Source organism: Nocardioides sp. NPDC006303, assembly GCF_040613175.1.
Classification (GTDB): Bacteria; Actinomycetota; Actinomycetes; order Propionibacteriales; family Nocardioidaceae; genus Nocardioides.
The window spans coordinates 18,971-35,756 of record NZ_JBEXRR010000020.1 but is presented as its reverse complement, the minus strand read 5'-3'; the positions used below and the strand labels follow the sequence as shown (position 1 = coordinate 35,756).

Genomic DNA, 16,786 nt, shown 5'->3' with positions numbered 1-16,786 from the left:
AGTGCTTAGTCGTTAAGTCCTAAGAGTGTGCGGTGCGTCACGATCTGCCGTCAACCCCCTCTGTGTTAACTTCCTGTCTCGCGGAACCCGAGTCGGCTCGTACACTGCGACCATGAGTCACACCGGATCCGGCGTCAACCAGCCCTCGAGCGGTGATGACGCGGTCGACGCGATCGTCTCCCAGTGGACACACGAGCGCCCTGACCTCGACCCCTCTCCCATTGCGCTGTTCGGGAGAGTGCACCGGATCTACCTGCGCTACCAGTCGGTCCTGACCCAGGTCTTCGGCCGACACGACCTCAACTCGGCTTCGTTCGACGTCCTTGCCGCGCTCCGGCGCGCAGGCGCGCCCTACCGCAAGGCCGGCCGCGATCTCGCGAGCGGCTCACTGCTCTCCTCGGCAGGCGTGACCTTCCGGCTCGACCGCCTCGAGGCGGCGGGGCTCATCACCCGCCAGCGCGACGCCGAGGATCGCCGCGTCGTCTACTCCCAGCTCACCGACAAGGGCCTCGAGGTGATCAACCGCGCGATCGAGGACCACCTGCGCGCGGAGAACGCACTGCTCCACCACCTCACCAGGGAGGAGCGCGACGAGCTCGCCAGGCTGCTCAGCAAGCTCGAGCGCTCCATCGTGGAGGCCGACTTCGACACCGACGGCGAAGTAGCCTCCTAACCCTGGTCGGTAGGTTCAGGCGAGCCGCTCCAGCAGCGCCTTCGCGGTCGAGACGCTGGACTGCGGGTTCTGTCCGGTGATCAGGGTGCCGTCGACGATCACGGTGTCGCTCCACGGCTCGCCGGTCTCGACGATGCCACCGGCCGTACGCATCCGCTGCTCGACCGAGAAGGGGATGCTGTCGCCGTAGCCGCCCTGCTGCTCCTCGGTGTCGGTGAAGCCGGTCATCCGGCGGCCACTGAAGAGCCAGCCGCCCTCGCCGGTGGCCGCGAGGAGGCCGGCGACACCGTGGCAGAGCGCGACGACGGGTCGGCCGGCGGAGTCGGTGGCGGTCAGAAGCGCGGCGAGCGAGGGGTCCTCGACCAGATCCGTCATCGGGGCGTGGCCGCCGGGGATGTAGACGGCGTCGTACGCGGCCGGGTCGATGTCGGCGAGGTCGAGCGGGTGGACGAGCTCCTTCTCGAGGGTCTCGAGGTAGGCACGGAAGCGCTCGGCGTCCTCGGGTTGGACGCCGCCCTGCTCGCTGAGCGAGAGCGCGTCGACCGTCGGCGCCCTGCCGCCCGGGGTGGCGATGTCGATCTCGACACCGGCTCCGGCGAGCGTCTCGTGGGAGGCGGCGACCTCCTCTGCCCAGAAGCCGGTCGGGTGCTCGGTGCCGTCGGCGAGGACGAGGGTGTCGGCCGCTGAGACGACCATCAGTACGCGTGTCATGAGTTTCTTCCTTCTTGTTCGGTTCGGTGATGACGTAACGACGACCTTCGGCCACTTCACTCCCAGGCCACCCGGCGAGGTCATAATGATTTCTATGACCTCGCTCGATCTCTGGGAAGCGTTCACGCATGCCTACCGCGAGCGCTCGATCAGCGCCGCGGCACGTCGCCTCGACCTCACCCAGCCAGCGGTGACGGCGCGGATCCGCAAGCTCGAGGACGAGCTCGGCGCGACCCTGTTCGAGCGCTCACGCACCGGCCTGGCGCCGACCGGGCGGGCCGACGCGCTCGCCACCCGGATCACGCCACTGGTCGACCAGCTTCGCGGCGCCGTCGGCACCGAGCCCGCGATCGGCCCCGGGAGCATCCGGATCGGCGGCGCCACCGACGTGATGACCACCCGGATCGTGCCCGCCCTCGCCCCGCTCGTACGCGACGGCCTCGACGTCTCGGTGACCACCGGCCTCGCACAGGACCTTCTCGACGACCTGGCCGACGAGCGCCTCGACCTCGTCGTCTCCTCCGTACGCCCCGGCGACGAGCGGCTGCGGTCGGCCGCTCTGGTCGACGAGGAGTTCCTCCTGGTCGCGGCGCCGGCGGTCGCCGCACAGGTCGATCCCGTCGAGCTGGCACAGAACCCGGTGCGCGCGCTCGCGGCCGTGCCGCTCGCGGCCTACTCCCCCGAGCTGCCGATCATCCGGCGATACTGGCTCACCGAGTTCGACGAGCGCCCCACCAACCGCACCGCACTAGTCCTGCCCGACCTGCGCGGCATCCTTCGCGCCGTCGTCGCCGGCATCGGCGCCTCCGTGCTGCCTCGCTACCTCGTCGACGGAGCCCTCGCCGACGGCACCGTCGTACGCCTTCACGAACCCAGGCTCGGGCCGCTCAACACCCTCTGGCTCGTCACCGGCCCCAGCGCGCCACCGGCCGTCGGCCACGTCTGCCGACACCTGAGCGCCGAAGCCGCGGGATGGGCCAGCACCTGACCGCCTTCCTGAAAGACTTCACCCGTGAACGTACTCATCGACGCCGACGAGCTCGCGACCGCGCTCGCGTCCGACCAGCCCCCGGTCCTCCTCGACGTACGCTGGCAGCTCGGCGGCCCGCCCGGACACGAGTCCTACCTCGAGGGCCACATCCCCGGCGCCGTCTACGTCGACCTCGACACCGAACTGGCCCGTCACGGCGAGCCCACCGACGGCCGCCACCCGCTCCCCGAGCTCGCAGACCTGCAGGACGCCGCCCGACGGTGGGGCATCTCCGAGGGTGACACCGTGGTCGCCTACGATGCGGTCGGCAACACCTCCGCCGCTCGCGCCTGGTGGCTGCTGCGCTGGGCGGGCGTCGCCGACGTACGCCTCCTGGACGGCGCCCTCGGCGCCTGGGCCTCCGCCGGTCACCCGCTGGCCACCGACGGCGTCGTGCCTGCGCCCGGCACGGTGACACTCACCCCGGGTCACCTACCCGTGCTGCCGTTCGAGCAGGTCGAGGCGTACGAAGGCCTTCTGCTCGACGCCCGTGCCGCCGAGCGCTACCGCGGCGAGGTCGAGCCCGTCGATCCGAAGGCCGGCCACATCCCGGGCGCGGTCTCCGCGCCGACCGCTGACAACCTCGGCCCCGACGGCCGCTTCCGACCAGTCGAGCAGCTCCGGGACCGGTTCGCCGCCCTCGGGGTCGAGGCCGACTCCCCGGTGACCGCCTACTGCGGCTCGGGCGTCACCGCCGCCCACCAGATCGCCGCGTTGGCGATCGCCGGCTACGACGCCGCTCTCTTCCCCGGCTCCTGGAGCCAGTGGAGCAACCACGACCTCCCGGTGGAGACCAGCTAGCTCGACAGTAATGGTCTTGACCTCAAGTCAACTTCATCTTTGACGATGGTGACCCACCACGAGAGATGGAGCTGGACCATGACGGAACGCAACGACCGCCCCGCGGTGACCGTGATCGGGATGGGCAACATGGGATCTGCGGTCGCCCGGACGTACCTCGAACGCGGCTACCAGACCACGGTCTGGAACAGGACGGCCGACAAGGCCGAGGCGCTCGCCGACGCGGGAGCCGTCGTCGCCTCCACCGCCGCGAAGGCGGTGGCGGCCAGCCCGGTGACGATCCTCAGTCTGCTGGACAACACCGCGGTCGAGGACGTCCTGGCGTCGGTCGGACAGGCAGCGGCCGGCCACACCCTGGTCAGCCTGACCAGCGGTTCCCCGGCCCAGGCGCGCGCCAACCAGACCTGGGCGACCGAGCACGGCGCGGCGTACGTCGACGGGAAGATCATGGGAGACCCGCCCGACGTCGGCACGCCCAAGGTCTCGCTGGCCTTCAGCGGGCATCGCGACACGTTCGACGCCGTCGAGCCGGTGCTCCAGGAGCTCGGCTCCCACACCTACCACGGGCCCGACGGCGGGTTCGCGGCCGTGGAGTTCAACGCCCAGGTCGCAATGGGCTACGAGTTCCTGATCGGCTTTCTGCACACCCTCAACCTGGTCGAGAGGGAGGGCATGGACCTGGAGGCGTTCACCGAGCGGCTCGCCGGGTCGCTGAACGGCTACGCCGGCCTGCTGACGATGATGGCCGGCGCGATCAAGAGCGGGACGTACGGCCCCGACCTCGGCTCGCTCGACGTCCAGGCGGCCCTCATGGACGACCTGATCGGGCATCGGGAGTCGACCGGCGTCGAGGCCGTACGGATGCGGGAGGTGAAGTCGCTGATGGACCGCCGGATCGCCCAGGGCCACGGCGACCAGGGGTTCTCCAGCATGTATGAGCTGCTACGCCCCTGACACCTGAGCCTCCTGTGCGGCGACCTCCGCCTCGGAGCGCAGCACGCAGAGCTGGTTGCCCTCGGGATCGGCGAAGTTCACCCAGCCGGTCCCGGGGCCGTACTTCCCGCGGTGGTCGGCGATCTGGGTCGCGCCGAGCTCGAGGAGCCGCTCGACCTCCTCGTCGCGCGTACCGGTGCGCGGGCGCAGGTCGAGGTGGATCCGCTTGGCGGGAAGCTCCTGGTCGGGCACTTCGATGAACAGCAACTGGTGGCCGGTCTCCGGGTCGAGGATCATGCACTCCTCGTGACCGGGCAGGTTCGGGTCGCCTTCCACGTCGACATAGCCGAGCAGAGCCTTCCACCACTCCGAGAGCGCGTACGCGTCGTGGCAGTCGATGGTGGTGTGCGAGACGAAGAGGGTCATGCCCACATCGAAACCTACTCGCGCACCCCAGTCCACCGGGTTATGACGGTCACACAGGCGAGGGTCAGGCGGGCTCGGCGACCTTCTCGTCGATGAACTGCGGGAGCAGCTCGATGGCGATGGGCGCCGCGGCGTCGATCTTCTCCTGCGGCACGTCGCAGATCCGCAGGCAGGTGGCGGCGATCGCCCAAGCCTCGCGGCACGGGATCCGACGGTTCGGGTCCTCGGTGCGCATGTTGATCACGCCCTCGACCTGCTGGATGAGCAGGTCACCCAGCTGCTTGCGGCTGACCGTCGAGCGCACCGTCTTCGAGGCGATCTCGCCGGCCAGGTGTGCGTAGTGGCCGGCCAGCTCCGCGTGCTCGTTGCGGAACTCGTCGTAGACCTCGCACTTGGCCACGTCGGGGAGCTGGTAGAGCATGCCGACGTTGTGCGGCACGTCGGCGAGGGTGCGTACGTCGACGAGGACCAGCAGGTAGAGCGCGGTCTCGTAGTCGAGCGGCGGCACCCGGTCGAGGATCTTCTCGACCTTGTCCGTGGTCGGTCGCACCGACCGGCGGAGCAGCTCGCCGAGGATCTCGTCCTTCCCCGCGAAGTGGTAGTAGAGGGACGCCTGGCGGATGCCGACCATGTCGGCGATCTCGCGGGTAGACGTCGCCGCGAAACCCTGGGAGACGAACAGCCGCGAAGCGGCATCCAGGATCTGGTCACGCGGTGAGGTCGTACCTGAATCGGGAACATGCCTAGGGCGGCCGGGCCGAGAACGCCTAGTTGTCATGTTGCCCATCTAACTCCCATCCAGACTTTCAAGGAAGACTTGAAAGGACTTTATCCTCTACAAAATATGAGTCTTAGGGCCTATTGGACATAGTTCGATCGGGCTATGTCCACGATGTGCGTATTTGCGCCTGTTCGTACCCGGACGCATACGCCGTAAGCCCCCATGTACGGCTGAGCACCGGGTCGCGCCACATGCTTCGGCGCTGTCATCCGGCTGTTACCCGCCGTCAGAGGGGCTAACGACGATGTGGGTGACAGGTCACGCATCTGTTGGACATTCGTGTAACGCCTGTGGTGACCGCCACATGATCTTCGACCGACCCGCTCGACTTACTCGTGCTTAGATCCTCCCCATGATTTGCCGGAGCGCGCCCGCCACCGTCCTTCTGGCCGTCGTCTTCCTCATGGCCGGCCCGGCAGTCGGCCCAGCGGCCGGCGCGGCCATGCCGCCGAACCCGTACGCCGGCCCGGACGGCACCTGGAACATGCACGGCGACGCCGGGGCGTCCGACACGACTCCGTTCGAGGGACCGGGAGCCGCCCCCTCCCCCGCACAACCGGTGCCGCTGCCCGCGGTGTGCCCGACGATCCTCAGCGGTGCCGACGGCATGGTGCAGGCGCTGTGCACCGAGTACATCGACCGGGCGCCCAGCCTCTACCTCCTCGACCCCACCACGCTGCTCCCGGTCGCCCGGCGCCATCTCTCGGCCGGCTCGCTCCTCGGTGGTGTCTATGCCTACGTCGACAACGAGTCGCGACTCGTCACCGTGGACGGATCCGGCTCCCTGCTCTGGCTGGCGCACTCCCGGTCCGTCCTCCGCTGGTCGATCGACGTGGAACGCGAGGTGCCGCTGAACTTGCCGGAGGGCGACGCGGCCACCACCGTCGGACCGGGCTACGACGCCAACGTCTGGTTCGCGACCGCCCAGGGCCGCGCCGGGTACGTCACCCCCGACGGCGACGTCGTCATCGCGAGCCTCGGCGCCGGCGACGAGAAGGTCGCCAACTCCATCTCCAGCGCCCCGAGCGGGGTCGCGGTGACGACCGACCACGCGACGTACCTCCTGCGTGCCGACGGCGACGCCGTGCGGACCGTCTGGCGGCAGCCCTACGACCGCGGGGAGGCGCGCAAGCCCGGACAGCTCAGCCACGGCAGCGGGTCGACGCCGACCTTCTTCGGCAAGCGCACGGGGGCAGAGTTCGTCGTCATCACCGACAACGCCTCCCCGCGCGAGAACCTTCTCGTCTACCGGGCGCGCGACGGGCGGGAGGTCTGCCGACTCCCGATCCTCACCGACGAGAGCAGCGGCACCGAGAACTCCCCCGTGGCCTGGGGGAGCTCGGTCTACATCGCCAGCACCTACGGCTATCCCTACCCTGCGCAGGCGACCGAGGACACGGGCGAGTCCGTACCGGCGAAGGCCGACTTCGCCGGCGGCATGGAGCGCATCGACGTCGACGAGCGCTCCGGCGCCTGTGTGTCCGTCTGGCGCAACGAGGTGCCCTCGGCCGCGGTCCCCCGGCTCTCCCGTGCCGAGGACGTCCTCTACACCGTCACCCGCCGCGGCAGCGGCCTGACGTGGCGCCTGGCCCGGATCGACCCGGCCGACGGCGAGATCCTCTCCGAGACCTTCCTCGGTCTCGGGCCGCTGGCCAACACCCTGCAGATGGTCGGCACGATCCTCCCTGACGGCACCCTGCTCCAGGGCACGCTCGCCGGCCTGGTCGCCGTGCGGCGCTGAGGCGACTCTCACGCGGACAACGACAGTTCACGGCTCGGACCCGGCCTAGGATCATTCCGTGGCGAAACAGCAGACGCGGTGCCGGCGTGACGAGGACCTGACCGGGCAGCTCGGCACGAGGCTGCGGCACTTCATGCATCTGGAGTCGACGAGCGCCACGCTGCTGGTGATCGCCTCGCTGCTGGCGCTGGCCTGGGCCAACTCGCCGTGGTCGCACGGCTACGAGCATCTGTGGGAGACGGTGTTCTCGGTCCGGTTCGGCGACGTCGGCCTCTCGATGGACCTGCACCACTGGGTCAACGACGGCCTGATGGTGGTCTTCTTCTTCGTCGTCGGTCTGGAGGTACGCCGCGAGCTCGCCGTCGGCGAGCTCACCGACCGCCGCCGCATGGTGGTGCCACTGATCGCCGGCGCCGGCGGCCTGCTGCTGCCGGCACTGATCTACCTGCTGCTGAACCCCTCGGGCGAGGCAGCGCGCGGGTGGGGCATCGTGATCGGCACCGACACCGCGTTCCTGCTCGGCATGCTGGCGCTGGTCGGGCCGGCGGTCTCGACCCAGCTGCGCATCTTCCTGCTCACGCTCACCGTCATCGACGACATCGTCGCGGTCAGCGTGATCGGGGTCGCCTACACCGAGAATCTCGAGGTGGGCCCGCTGGTCGTGGCCGGGCTGGCTCTGGTCGGGATCTTCGTGCTCGACCGGGTGAAGGTGTGGCGGGCCGGACCCTACGTACTGCTCGTCCTGATCGCCTGGGTGGCCACGCTCGGCGCCGGGCTGCATGCCTCGATCGCGGGGATGCTGGCCGGTCTGCTGGTGCCGGCGGCTGAGCCGACCCGGGCCCAGATGGAGGTCGCGACCTCGCGGTTCCGGGCCTTCCGGCAGTCCCCGCTGCCCACGCTGCAGCGCGAGACCCGCGACGAGCTGACCCGCACGATCTCGGTCAACGAGCGCCTCCAGGAGACGCTGCACGTACCGACGAGCTATCTCATCGTGCCGGTCTTCGCGCTCGCCAACGCGGGCGTCGACCTGCGCAACGGGGTGCTCGGCGAGGCGCTGAGCTCGCCGGTGACCTGGGGCGTCGTGGCCGGCCTCGTCCTGGGCAAGACGCTCGGCATCGGCGGCGGCGCGCTCGTGGCCACGCGGCTGCGGCTCGGAAGGCTGCCCCAGGGCGTCGGTGGCGGCCATGTTCTCGGCGGCGCGGCGCTGTCCGGGATCGGCTTCACCGTCGCGCTGCTGATCACCACCCTCGCCTTCGACTCCGAGACGCTGCAGCGCGACGCGATCGTCGGCGTACTCCTCTCCGTGGTGCTCGCCTCCGCGCTCGGCTGGGTGATCTTCCAGCTCTCCGCGCGCTTCCTCGGGCAGCGGGACGCGGCCCTGCCGAAGCTGCTCTCTCCCCCGGTGGACCCGGAGCGCGACCACATCTACGGCGCCGAGGACGCCGAGGTCACCCTGGTCGAGTACCTCGACTACGAGTGCCCCTTCTGCGCCCGCGCCACCGGAACCGCCAACGAGGTCCGGGACTACTTCGGGCCCCGGATCCGCTACGTCGTACGCCACCTGCCTCTCACCCAGCACCCGCACGCCGAGCTGGCCGCCGTCGCCGCCGAGGCCGCCGCCAGGCAGGGCAAGTTCTGGGAGATGCACAAGCACCTCTTCGAGCATCAGAACGAGCTCGAGCATCATGACCTGGCCGGCTACGCCGGAGTCCTCGGGCTCGACGTCGAACAGTTCCTCCGCGACCTCGAGGACCCGGTCCTGGCCGAGCACGTCCGCGAGGACATGGCCTCTGCCAATGCCAGCGGAGCCCGCGGCACCCCGACGTTCTTCGTCGGGTCACACCGCCACGAGGGCCGCTACGACGCCCGCACCCTCATCGCCGAGCTCGAGCGCTCCGCCACCGGGGAGACCGCTCGGCTCGGGATCCGATCGCGGCGTTAGCCGCGACCCGGCCGCGCAGCGCCAGCCAGGTCGCGAGCAGCACGATGACGAGCATGGCCGCGTTGTGCGCGTACTTCGGTCCCGGCGCGACGTCGCCGATGAGGGGGAAGTAGGTGAACGCCAGCAATCCCCGCTCGAGCAGGAAGGCCGCGCCGACCGCCGCCGAGTGCTGGACGGTCCAGGCTCGCGTCCTGGCGGCAAGAAGGATCAGGACCCCGAGCGTCGCCGTCGCGGTCGCGGCGGCGACCACGCCCAGCCACGTCGCAGGCATCAGATCAGGAACGAACGCGAGGACGAACGCGACACCGAGGACCAACCAGACCGAGACCTCACGCGCCTCGGCGTGGTCCAGCCGGCGGCGCCGTCCGACGATGACGGCCAGGAGCACCAGAGCACCGACCACCGCGGCCGTGCCGAGCAGCTGGCCCTGGCTCCCCGACCGCGACTCCGGGTCCGTCACGATCAGCGCGGCGGCGACGGCGTACGCGACGGCGGCGAAGGTGGTGCCGACCGGCCCCAGCCACGGCTTCCGGGCCCGAGCTGGCACCCACGCCTCGGCCAGCGCAACAGGCGCGGCGAAGCTGAAGATCACGTGTCCGACGATGAACGAGTAGGCGTTGTAGCCGCTGAGCCCGATGGCCGGGATGAGAGTCGGCTCCCGGTTCTCCTCCCAGCCCTCGTAGCCGCCGTAGTCGGCGCTGAACAGGGACTGGTCGATGAGGCCGGCCTGTGCCGTACCGAGTGCCGCGAAGACCAGCAGCAGGCTGGGCCAGCCCCAGCCGAGGCGACGAGCCAGTTCCCGGCCCAGCAGCGCCGGCGCACCGTAGAGCGCGCCGAAGAAGACCAGTGCGAAGGCGATCCCTCCCGGGTCGCCCGTGCTGTCCGAGTACGCCGCCAGCAGCTCGGCCCCGATCCCGCACAGCACCAGCAGGCCGGCGATCTGGAGCACCTTGCTCCGGTCGCGGCGAGGTCGTTCGCCGGCTGCCCCCTCCGGCGACCGTCGGGCTACCAGCCGCCGGACCAAGGCATACGCCGCAGCAGCCAGCCCTGCCATCTGGACCCAGCGCGCCAGGGCAACCGGCAGCCCACGGTCGCCGATCAGGTCCGGCCCGAGGCCGGAGCCGATCGAGGCGACTGTCACCCCGCTGACTGCGACCAGTCCGAGGACGGCACCGAGAGCGCTGCGCCACCACCAGGTCACCGCCGCACCGATCAACAGGATCGGCACGCCCGGCGGGATCCGGAGCCCACCGTCCGCCGTCGCTGGACCGACGACACCCAGCCCGAGCAAACCGATCATCGCGACCAGAAGTCCGGCGGGGGCCAACCATGGGCAGCGCATGAATCCAGGCTAGGAACCTGCCGGCCGCGCCACATCGACCTTCTGTCGGTGCGGCCCGCGACTTTGGTCGCGCCGGACTCAGGCCTCCGGCGCAGGCTCCTCCGTGGCACCGTCCTGGCGCTGCGGGCGCCAGAACGCGGCGAGGAGCAGAGCGGTGCCGAGGACGCCGGCGCCGAGCGCGACCGCGCCGCCGACCCAGCCGTCGTAGACGATGTCGAGGGCCGCGTCGAGCGAGATCGTCCCGGGCCCGGTGACACCGAGCACGACCGCGACGACGGCCAGGATCATGACGTACTCCCAGCCGTCCTTGAAGATGAAGAACCCGTTGGGGCGGTGCGCCAGGAGCGCGGCCACCAGCATCACCGCGACGACCCCGGCCGCTGCCAGCGGCGTGATCAGACCCAGGATCAACAGCACGCCGGCACCGATCTCGGTCACCACGCTGGCCCACGCCTGCAGGGTGCCGTGGCGCAGGCCGAGGCTCTCGAACCAGCCGGCGGTGCCGGCGATCTTGCCGCCTCCGCGCCAGTGGTTGACGCCGTGCGCGATCATCGTGCCACCCACGGCGAGACGAAGAATCATCAGAGCCAGGTCGACGGGGTCCATCACAGAAGTCCTCGGTGTTGTGGGGTTGGAGTAGTGGCCCACCCTAGGAGCAGTCCGGCCACGATGCGTGCAGCGACGCCGTAGGCTCACCCGAATGCTGCTGCTCGGAGTCGTTCTAGCCCTGGGCTCGGCGATCGCCCACGCTGCTTGGAACACGGCGTCGAAGACCATCGCACCCGCGGGGAGACCGGCGCTGTGGGCGGTGGCGATCGTGGAGAGCTGCCTGGTCGTCACGGTCACCGCGGTGGTGATGATCGTGCGCGGGCACGGCATCGCGGTGACGTGGGAGCTCCTCCTGCTCTCGCTCGGCAGCACGGCGATGCACGCACTGACCATGGGCCTGGTGCAGGTCGCCTACCAGGACTTCGACGTCAGCCAGATCTACCCGCTCTCCCGCGGTCTGGCCCCGGTCGTGGTGGCGCTCACCGGCATGGTGGTGCTCGGGCAGTGGCTGAGCTGGGCGCAGTGGGGTGGCGTACTCCTGATGGCGGCGGCGGTCGGGGCGCTGCTGTTCGAGACCGTCCGCACCCGGGGTTCGCTGCAGGCGAAGCCGCTGCTGTGGTCGGCATGCATCGCCGTCTCGATCGCCGGCTACACGACCTACGACGGCTGGGTGGTTGTCGAGCGCGGCCTCGACCCGATCGCCTACTACGCGGTCGGCACGGTCATCCAGGTGGTGCTGTGGAGCGTGATCGTGCACGGGAAGTACGCCGAGGGACTGCGCCAGGCCAGGACCCACGCGCGGACCGTGGCCGTGCTCGCGGTGCTGATCCCCACCTCGTACGTCCTCAGTCTCTACGCCACCCTGCACGCCCCGGTCTCGCTGGTGGCGGCGGTGCGCAGCTCGAGCCTGATCTGGGTCGCGCTCTCGGCTGCCTTGGTGCTGCACGAGCCGATCGGGAGGGTACGCGTCGCCGCGACGATCCTCGCCGCGGCCGCCGTGGTCGCGATGGTCGTGTGAGGCTCAGGAACGGAGCCTGGGCCGGGCGATGACGACGTAGAGGAGCGCCCCGAGCCAGCCGAGGAAGATCATGAGCAGGACGTAGAGGATCTTGCTCTGGTCGGCCGCGGCCCACACGCTGTCCGGTGTCCGGAGGGCCTGCACCAGCATCACCAGCCACCACACGGTGAGTGCGAGCCAGACCAGCAGCAGCAGGATGCCACCGATCAGGGAAGCCCACTCGGCTCCGGTGGGCAGGCCGATCATCGGTGTCATGGCAGCTCGCCCGCCATGTGGCTGGTGGTGATGTCGGAGCGTTGCGCCAGCAGCATCGGCATCAGCCCGACGACCTGGTTGCGCAGGTCCTCCAGGGCGCCGTCGCGACCGTTGAGGTAGCCCAGGAGCGCCTGCTGGAAGATGCCGTCGAACATCCCGTAGGCCACCGGCGCCGCGATCGCGGGCTCGGTGCCGGCGAGCTCGGCGTAGCGGCTCACGACCCGGGAGATCATGTCCTCCAGGCTCTGATCGATCTGGGTGACCGCCTCGCGCAGGCTCTCCTCGAACATGGACTGCGAGCGCAGGTCGTACCAGAGCCGGTGCATCGGCGCTTCCTCGACGATCGTCTCGACCAGCTTGTCGCCGAAGCGGACCACGAGGTCATCGGGAGAGGTCGCCTCGGCGACGACACCGTCGTAGCGATGGACGCAGGTCTGCTTGTAGTAGCGCACGCAGTAGACGATCAGCTCGAGCTTGTCGTTGAAGTAGTAGTGCACGACGCCGTGGCTGAACTCGGAGTTGTTGGCGATCTCCCGCAGGCTGGCGCGGGCGTAGCCCAGCTCCCCCAACGTACGCAGCGCCGACTCGGCGAGCGCCTTGCGGCGTTCGTCGTGCTTGTCGGCGGGCGTGCGGCGAGGCGACTTGGGTGCGGCGACCTGGGTCATGGGCGGCAACGATACCCCCTCCCGTGCGTCGTTCGATGCCATCCGGACCATTTTCTAGTCAATCGTCAAGAGAAATCTTGACCCTCGTCAAGATTCGCGATTGTCTGTGAGCCCGATCACAGCGACGAAGGAGTCACAGATGACCGATCTGAGTGGACGCACAGCACTCGTCACCGGCGGTGCCCAAGGCTTGGGCGAGGGAATGGCCCGAGCGCTCGCGGCGGCCGGCGCCAAGGTTGCCGTCGCTGACCTGAAGGACGACCAGGGCGCCAAGGTGGCCGAGTCCATCGGCGGCACCTTCGTGCACCTCGACGTCACCGACGACGCCTCCTGGGAGGCGGGCGCGGCCGCCGCGGTCGACGCACTCGGCGGGCTCGACATCCTGGTCAACAACGCCGGTGTCGAGATCACCAGCCTGATCACCGAGCTCGACCCGAACCACGTGAAGAAGATGCTCGAGGTCAACGTGCTCGGCACCGCCCTCGGCCTCAAGCACGGCCTGCGCACGATGCGGCCCGACGGCGCCGCCGGCAACGGCGGCGTGATCGTCAACGTCGCCTCGGTCGCGGCCACCATCGCCTTCCCCGGCATCTCGGTCTACTCGGCCACCAAGAGCGCCGTCGACCGGCTGACCCGCGTGGCGGCGATGGAGAGCGGCAAGCTCGGCTACGGCGTACGCGTCAACTGCATCTACCCCGGACTGGTCCCGACCGAGATGGGTGCCGGGCTCGCCAACGACGTCGCCCAGCTCGGTCTCTTCGAGTCGCCGGAGGCGGCCGTCGGCGGCGTCGTCGAGCTGACCCCGTCCGGACGCCTCGGCACCGTCGAGGACATGGCCAACGCGGTCGTCTTCCTGGCCTCCGACCAGGCGGCCTTCGTCAACGGAGTCGGCCTCGCGGTCGACGGCGGAATGGGGATGTGAACATGAGCCAGAACAAGCCTGTCGTCGTCTACGGCGCCTCCGGCTACACCGGCCGGCTGGTGTGCGAATACCTGCGCGAGCTCGGTGTGCCGTTCGTGGCCGCCGGCCGCTCCAAGGACAAGCTGGTCGCCTCCATGGCCGCCAACGTGCCCGGCATCGAGACCGCCGACTACGAGATCGCCGAGGTCGAGCACTCCGTCGAGGCGCTCACCGAGCTGCTCACCGGCGCACGCGTCGTGCTCAACACCGTCGGCCCGTTCTCGCAGTACGGTCCGGAGGTCGTCCAGGCCGCGCTGGCCGCCGGGGTCCACTACACCGACACCACCGGTGAGCAGGACTGGCTGATCACCTGCGACGAGACCTACAGCGAGGGCTTCGCCGAGAAGGGCCTGCTGCTCGCGCCGGGCATCGCGCAGATGTACACCACCGGCGAGATCGCCGCCGAGATCTGCCTCGAGCAGCCCGGCCTCGACACCCTCGACATCGCGGTCTTCTGGGGTGGCTCCCCCACGATCGCCTCGACCCGCACGATCCTGGTCAACGCGGCGACCTCGAAGGCGCACTACCTCGAGCAGAACGCGTACGTCGAGTTCGACCCCACCGCCGGGCTGGTCCCGCTGGTGGTGCCGGGTCAGCACGAGCTGGCGCTCTCGCTGCCCTGGGGCGGCACCTCGCACCCGGTCTGGTATCGCCGCGACCCGAAGGTGGCCAGCTGCAAGGCCCAGGGCGGGGTCTTCAACGCCGCGCTGATGAACGGGGTGCCGCAGATCGTGGCGGCTGCGCTGGAGGCGACCAAGGACATGGACGCCGAGCAGCGTGACGAGGCGCTGACCGCCACTGCGGCCCAGGTGATGAACCAGATGCCGCCGCGCGAGAACCCGCGGCTGAACAAGTCGCTCGACTCGGTGCACGCCTCCGGCCCGCTGGGGCGCGCGCACTGCGTCATCCACGGCAACCAGAACTACAAGCAGACCGGACTGCTGCAGGCGTACGTCGCCTACTCGCTGCTGCAGCAGCCGCCTCGCCGAGTGGGCTTCGCCTCGGGCTGCCAGGCGTTCGGTCACCGCGAGCTCCTCGGCCAACTGCAGGCCTTCGGGCTGGTCTCGGAGCCGGTCGTGACCCGGCAGCGCGGCTGAGGGCGGCCGGATGCGGCTCGTCGACTATCTGGACAAGGGTGCCTCGCTCGGAGGCGACGCGCCCTGTCTCGTCTGCGGCGAGGAGACCTGGTCGTACGCCGAGGTCGTCGATCTCTCGGTGCGCGTCGCCGCGGGCCTGCGGGCCCGCGGCGTCGCCCCGGGCGCGAAGGTCGCCATCCTCTCGGCCAACGACCCGGTCGCCTTCGCCTCCGTCTTCGGGATCAGTCGTGCAGGGGGCGTCTGGTGCCCGATCAACCCGCGCAGCGAGGCGGCGGAGAACCGGGAGCTTCTCGACCTCTTCGGCTGCTCGGCGCTGATCTTCCAGTCGGCCTTCGCCGGCCTGGTCGACCAGATCCGCGGAGATCTGCCGGAGCTGACCACCCTGGTCTGTCTCGACGCGACCTACGACTGGGCGATCGGCTGGGACGACTTCCTCGGCTCTGCCGACGAGGTGTTCGAGCCGGCCGATGACATCGACGACCTCGCCATGGTCGTCGGCACCGGCGGGACCACCGGGCGGCCCAAGGGCGTCATGCTCACCGGCGCCAACCTGGAGACGATGTCGGCCATCACCCTGATGGCCTACCCGTGGCCGGGGGCGCCTGAGCGTCCGACCTATCTCGCGCTCGCGCCGCTCACCCATGCCGCCGGGGTGCTCTGCTTCCCGGTGCTGTGCCTGGGCGGCAAGATCGTGGTGATGCGTACGCCGGACGTGGGGGCGTTCCTCGAGCACATCGAGCACCACCACGTCACCCATACGTTCCTGCCGCCGACACTGATCTACCTGGTGCTGGACCACCCGGCGCTGAAGTCGACCGACCTCGAGTCGCTGCGCTGCTTCTGGTACGGCGCGGCACCGATGTCGGCGACGCGTCTGGAGGAGGCGCTGACTCGCATCGGTCCGGTGATGGCGCAGCTGTTCGGGCAGACCGAGGCGCCGATGATGATCGCGACCATGGCGCCCGCCGACCACTTCCACGAGGACGGCACCGTCGCCACCGAACGCCTCTCCTCGGCTGGTCGTCCGGCACCGCTGGTGACCGTGTCGATCATGGGCGAGCGCGGCGCGCTGCTCGGTTCCGGTGAACGTGGCGAGATCGTCGTACGCAGCTCGCTGGTCATGCGCGGCTACCTCGACAATCCCGAGGCGACCGCGGAGGCGAGTGCGCACGGTTGGCACCACACCGGCGACATCGGCTTCCTCGACGAGGACGGGTTCCTGCACATCGTCGACCGCGCCAAGGACATGGTGATCACCGGTGGTTTCAACGTCTACTCGACCGAGGTCGAGCAGGCGCTGATGACCCACCCCGCCGTCGCCGACTGCGCCGTGATCGGGCTTCCCGACGAGAAGTGGGGCGAGCGCGTCACTGCCGTCATCCTGCCCCGGCCCGGCGCCGAGGTCGACGTCGCCGAGCTCAAGGCGTACGTCAAGGAGCGGCTCGGCGCGGTCAAGGCCCCCAAGCAGATCGAGGTCTGGCCGGACCTGCCGCGTTCGAAGGTCGGCAAGGTGCTCAAGACCGAGATCAAGAAGAGCCTTGTTAGTGGTGCCGAGTCGGCGGATGCGCCGACTCGGCCCTGAAAGCGCTCAGGCCGCCCAGATCACGAACAGCGAGTAGTCGTCGAAGGGCGACTCGGAGCCGTCGCACCGCCAGGCGGTGATGTCGCCGTCCTCCAGCATCTCCGCACCGGCGGCGGCGCAGTCGTCCTGCCAGTAGAAGTCGCGGCCGGTGTACTCCCAGCCGCCCTCGGTGGTCGAGGCGGATGCCGAGGTCGCCATGGCACCGCCGGCGATCAGGGCAGCGGCGAGCGGGGTGGCGGCAGCGATTCGAGTGAGCTTCATGATGGTCTCCTTGGTGGG

General features: G+C 69.8%; 18 protein-coding genes. 10 read left to right on the top strand and 8 right to left on the bottom strand.

All coding sequences use genetic code 11. The features are described from left to right. Positions 1-112: 112 nt before the first annotated feature. A complete protein-coding gene (locus tag ABZY89_RS16520; RefSeq protein ID WP_355228874.1) occupies positions 113-673 on the top strand; it encodes a MarR family transcriptional regulator in 561 nt (186 codons plus the stop codon). A gap of 15 nt (positions 674-688) precedes the next feature. Here the strand turns inward: ABZY89_RS16520 and ABZY89_RS16515 are convergent, their stop codons facing one another. Further along, a complete protein-coding gene (locus ABZY89_RS16515) occupies positions 689-1,384 on the bottom strand; it encodes a type 1 glutamine amidotransferase domain-containing protein (RefSeq protein WP_355228872.1) in 696 nt (231 codons plus the stop codon). A gap of 94 nt (positions 1,385-1,478) precedes the next feature. Here ABZY89_RS16515 and ABZY89_RS16510 point away from each other — a divergent pair, with 94 nt between their 5' ends. From ABZY89_RS16510 to ABZY89_RS16500, 3 genes are all read left to right on the top strand, one after another. Next, complete coding sequence (locus ABZY89_RS16510; protein WP_355228870.1) at positions 1,479-2,372, top strand: LysR family transcriptional regulator; 894 nt, start codon at positions 1,479-1,481, stop codon at positions 2,370-2,372. Between the two features lie 24 nt (positions 2,373-2,396). Further along, the gene (locus ABZY89_RS16505; protein ID WP_355228868.1) at positions 2,397-3,215 is read left to right on the top strand and encodes a sulfurtransferase; all 819 of its coding nucleotides are present in this window, start codon (positions 2,397-2,399) and stop codon (positions 3,213-3,215) included. A 78-nt stretch (positions 3,216-3,293) separates the two neighbouring features. Further along, a complete protein-coding gene (locus ABZY89_RS16500; RefSeq protein WP_355228866.1) occupies positions 3,294-4,169 on the top strand; it encodes an NAD(P)-binding domain-containing protein in 876 nt (291 codons plus the stop codon). On the opposite strand, the gene ABZY89_RS16495 is transcribed toward ABZY89_RS16500, so the two are convergent. Further along, the gene (locus ABZY89_RS16495; RefSeq protein WP_355228864.1) at positions 4,158-4,574 is read right to left on the bottom strand and encodes a VOC family protein; all 417 of its coding nucleotides are present in this window, start codon (positions 4,572-4,574) and stop codon (positions 4,158-4,160) included. The two genes, ABZY89_RS16500 and ABZY89_RS16495, sit on opposite strands and share 12 nt — an antisense overlap. Before the next feature lie 64 nt (positions 4,575-4,638). Then, positions 4,639-5,352 carry a TetR/AcrR family transcriptional regulator gene (locus tag ABZY89_RS16490; protein ID WP_355016994.1) on the bottom strand — a complete coding sequence of 238 codons (714 nt, stop codon included), beginning with the start codon at positions 5,350-5,352 and terminating at the stop codon, positions 4,639-4,641. A 355-nt stretch (positions 5,353-5,707) separates the two neighbouring features. Here ABZY89_RS16490 and ABZY89_RS16485 point away from each other — a divergent pair, with 355 nt between their 5' ends. Then, the gene (locus ABZY89_RS16485; protein ID WP_355228862.1) at positions 5,708-7,096 is read left to right on the top strand and encodes a hypothetical protein; all 1,389 of its coding nucleotides are present in this window, start codon (positions 5,708-5,710) and stop codon (positions 7,094-7,096) included. A gap of 58 nt (positions 7,097-7,154) precedes the next feature. Further along, positions 7,155-9,038: a Na+/H+ antiporter NhaA gene (nhaA, locus tag ABZY89_RS16480; protein ID WP_355228861.1), complete on the top strand. Its 1,884-nt coding sequence runs from the start codon at positions 7,155-7,157 to the stop codon at positions 9,036-9,038. On the opposite strand, the gene ABZY89_RS16475 is transcribed toward nhaA, so the two are convergent. Continuing rightward, entirely contained in the window at positions 8,971-10,380 is a 1,410-nt protein-coding gene (locus tag ABZY89_RS16475) for a hypothetical protein (RefSeq protein ID WP_355228859.1), read from the bottom strand. The genes nhaA and ABZY89_RS16475 overlap by 68 nt on opposite strands. Positions 10,381-10,458: 78 nt before the next feature. Next, a complete protein-coding gene (locus ABZY89_RS16470) occupies positions 10,459-10,986 on the bottom strand; it encodes a DoxX family protein (protein ID WP_355228858.1) in 528 nt (175 codons plus the stop codon). Between the two features lie 94 nt (positions 10,987-11,080). Here ABZY89_RS16470 and ABZY89_RS16465 point away from each other — a divergent pair, with 94 nt between their 5' ends. Next, the gene (locus tag ABZY89_RS16465) at positions 11,081-11,947 is read left to right on the top strand and encodes a hypothetical protein (protein ID WP_355228856.1); all 867 of its coding nucleotides are present in this window, start codon (positions 11,081-11,083) and stop codon (positions 11,945-11,947) included. Positions 11,948-11,950: 3 nt separating this feature from the next. On the opposite strand, the gene ABZY89_RS16460 is transcribed toward ABZY89_RS16465, so the two are convergent. Continuing rightward, positions 11,951-12,202 (bottom strand): hypothetical protein, encoded by a 252-nt coding sequence (locus tag ABZY89_RS16460; RefSeq protein ID WP_355228854.1) that lies wholly within the window; start codon positions 12,200-12,202, stop codon positions 11,951-11,953. Then, positions 12,199-12,867 (bottom strand): TetR/AcrR family transcriptional regulator, encoded by a 669-nt coding sequence (locus tag ABZY89_RS16455; protein WP_355228853.1) that lies wholly within the window; start codon positions 12,865-12,867, stop codon positions 12,199-12,201. The genes ABZY89_RS16460 and ABZY89_RS16455 overlap by 4 nt, the downstream gene beginning before the upstream one ends. A gap of 139 nt (positions 12,868-13,006) precedes the next feature. On the opposite strand from ABZY89_RS16455, the gene ABZY89_RS16450 reads away from it, so the two are divergent. Genes ABZY89_RS16450 through ABZY89_RS16440 form a run of 3 tightly spaced genes read left to right on the top strand, consistent with a single transcriptional unit; the run spans position 13,007 to position 16,507 of the window. Further along, entirely contained in the window at positions 13,007-13,789 is a 783-nt protein-coding gene (locus ABZY89_RS16450; RefSeq protein ID WP_355228851.1) for an SDR family oxidoreductase, read from the top strand. A 2-nt stretch (positions 13,790-13,791) separates the two neighbouring features. Next, on the top strand, positions 13,792-14,925 hold the full coding sequence (locus ABZY89_RS16445; protein ID WP_355016986.1) for a DUF5938 domain-containing protein: 1,134 nt from the start codon (positions 13,792-13,794) through the stop codon (positions 14,923-14,925). A 10-nt stretch (positions 14,926-14,935) separates the two neighbouring features. Next, complete coding sequence (locus ABZY89_RS16440; RefSeq protein WP_355228849.1) at positions 14,936-16,507, top strand: long-chain fatty acid--CoA ligase; 1,572 nt, start codon at positions 14,936-14,938, stop codon at positions 16,505-16,507. A gap of 6 nt (positions 16,508-16,513) precedes the next feature. Here ABZY89_RS16440 and ABZY89_RS16435 read toward each other — a convergent pair whose 3' ends face one another. Continuing rightward, positions 16,514-16,768: a hypothetical protein gene (locus ABZY89_RS16435; RefSeq protein WP_355228847.1), complete on the bottom strand. Its 255-nt coding sequence runs from the start codon at positions 16,766-16,768 to the stop codon at positions 16,514-16,516. Between the last annotated feature and the right edge of the window lie 18 nt (positions 16,769-16,786).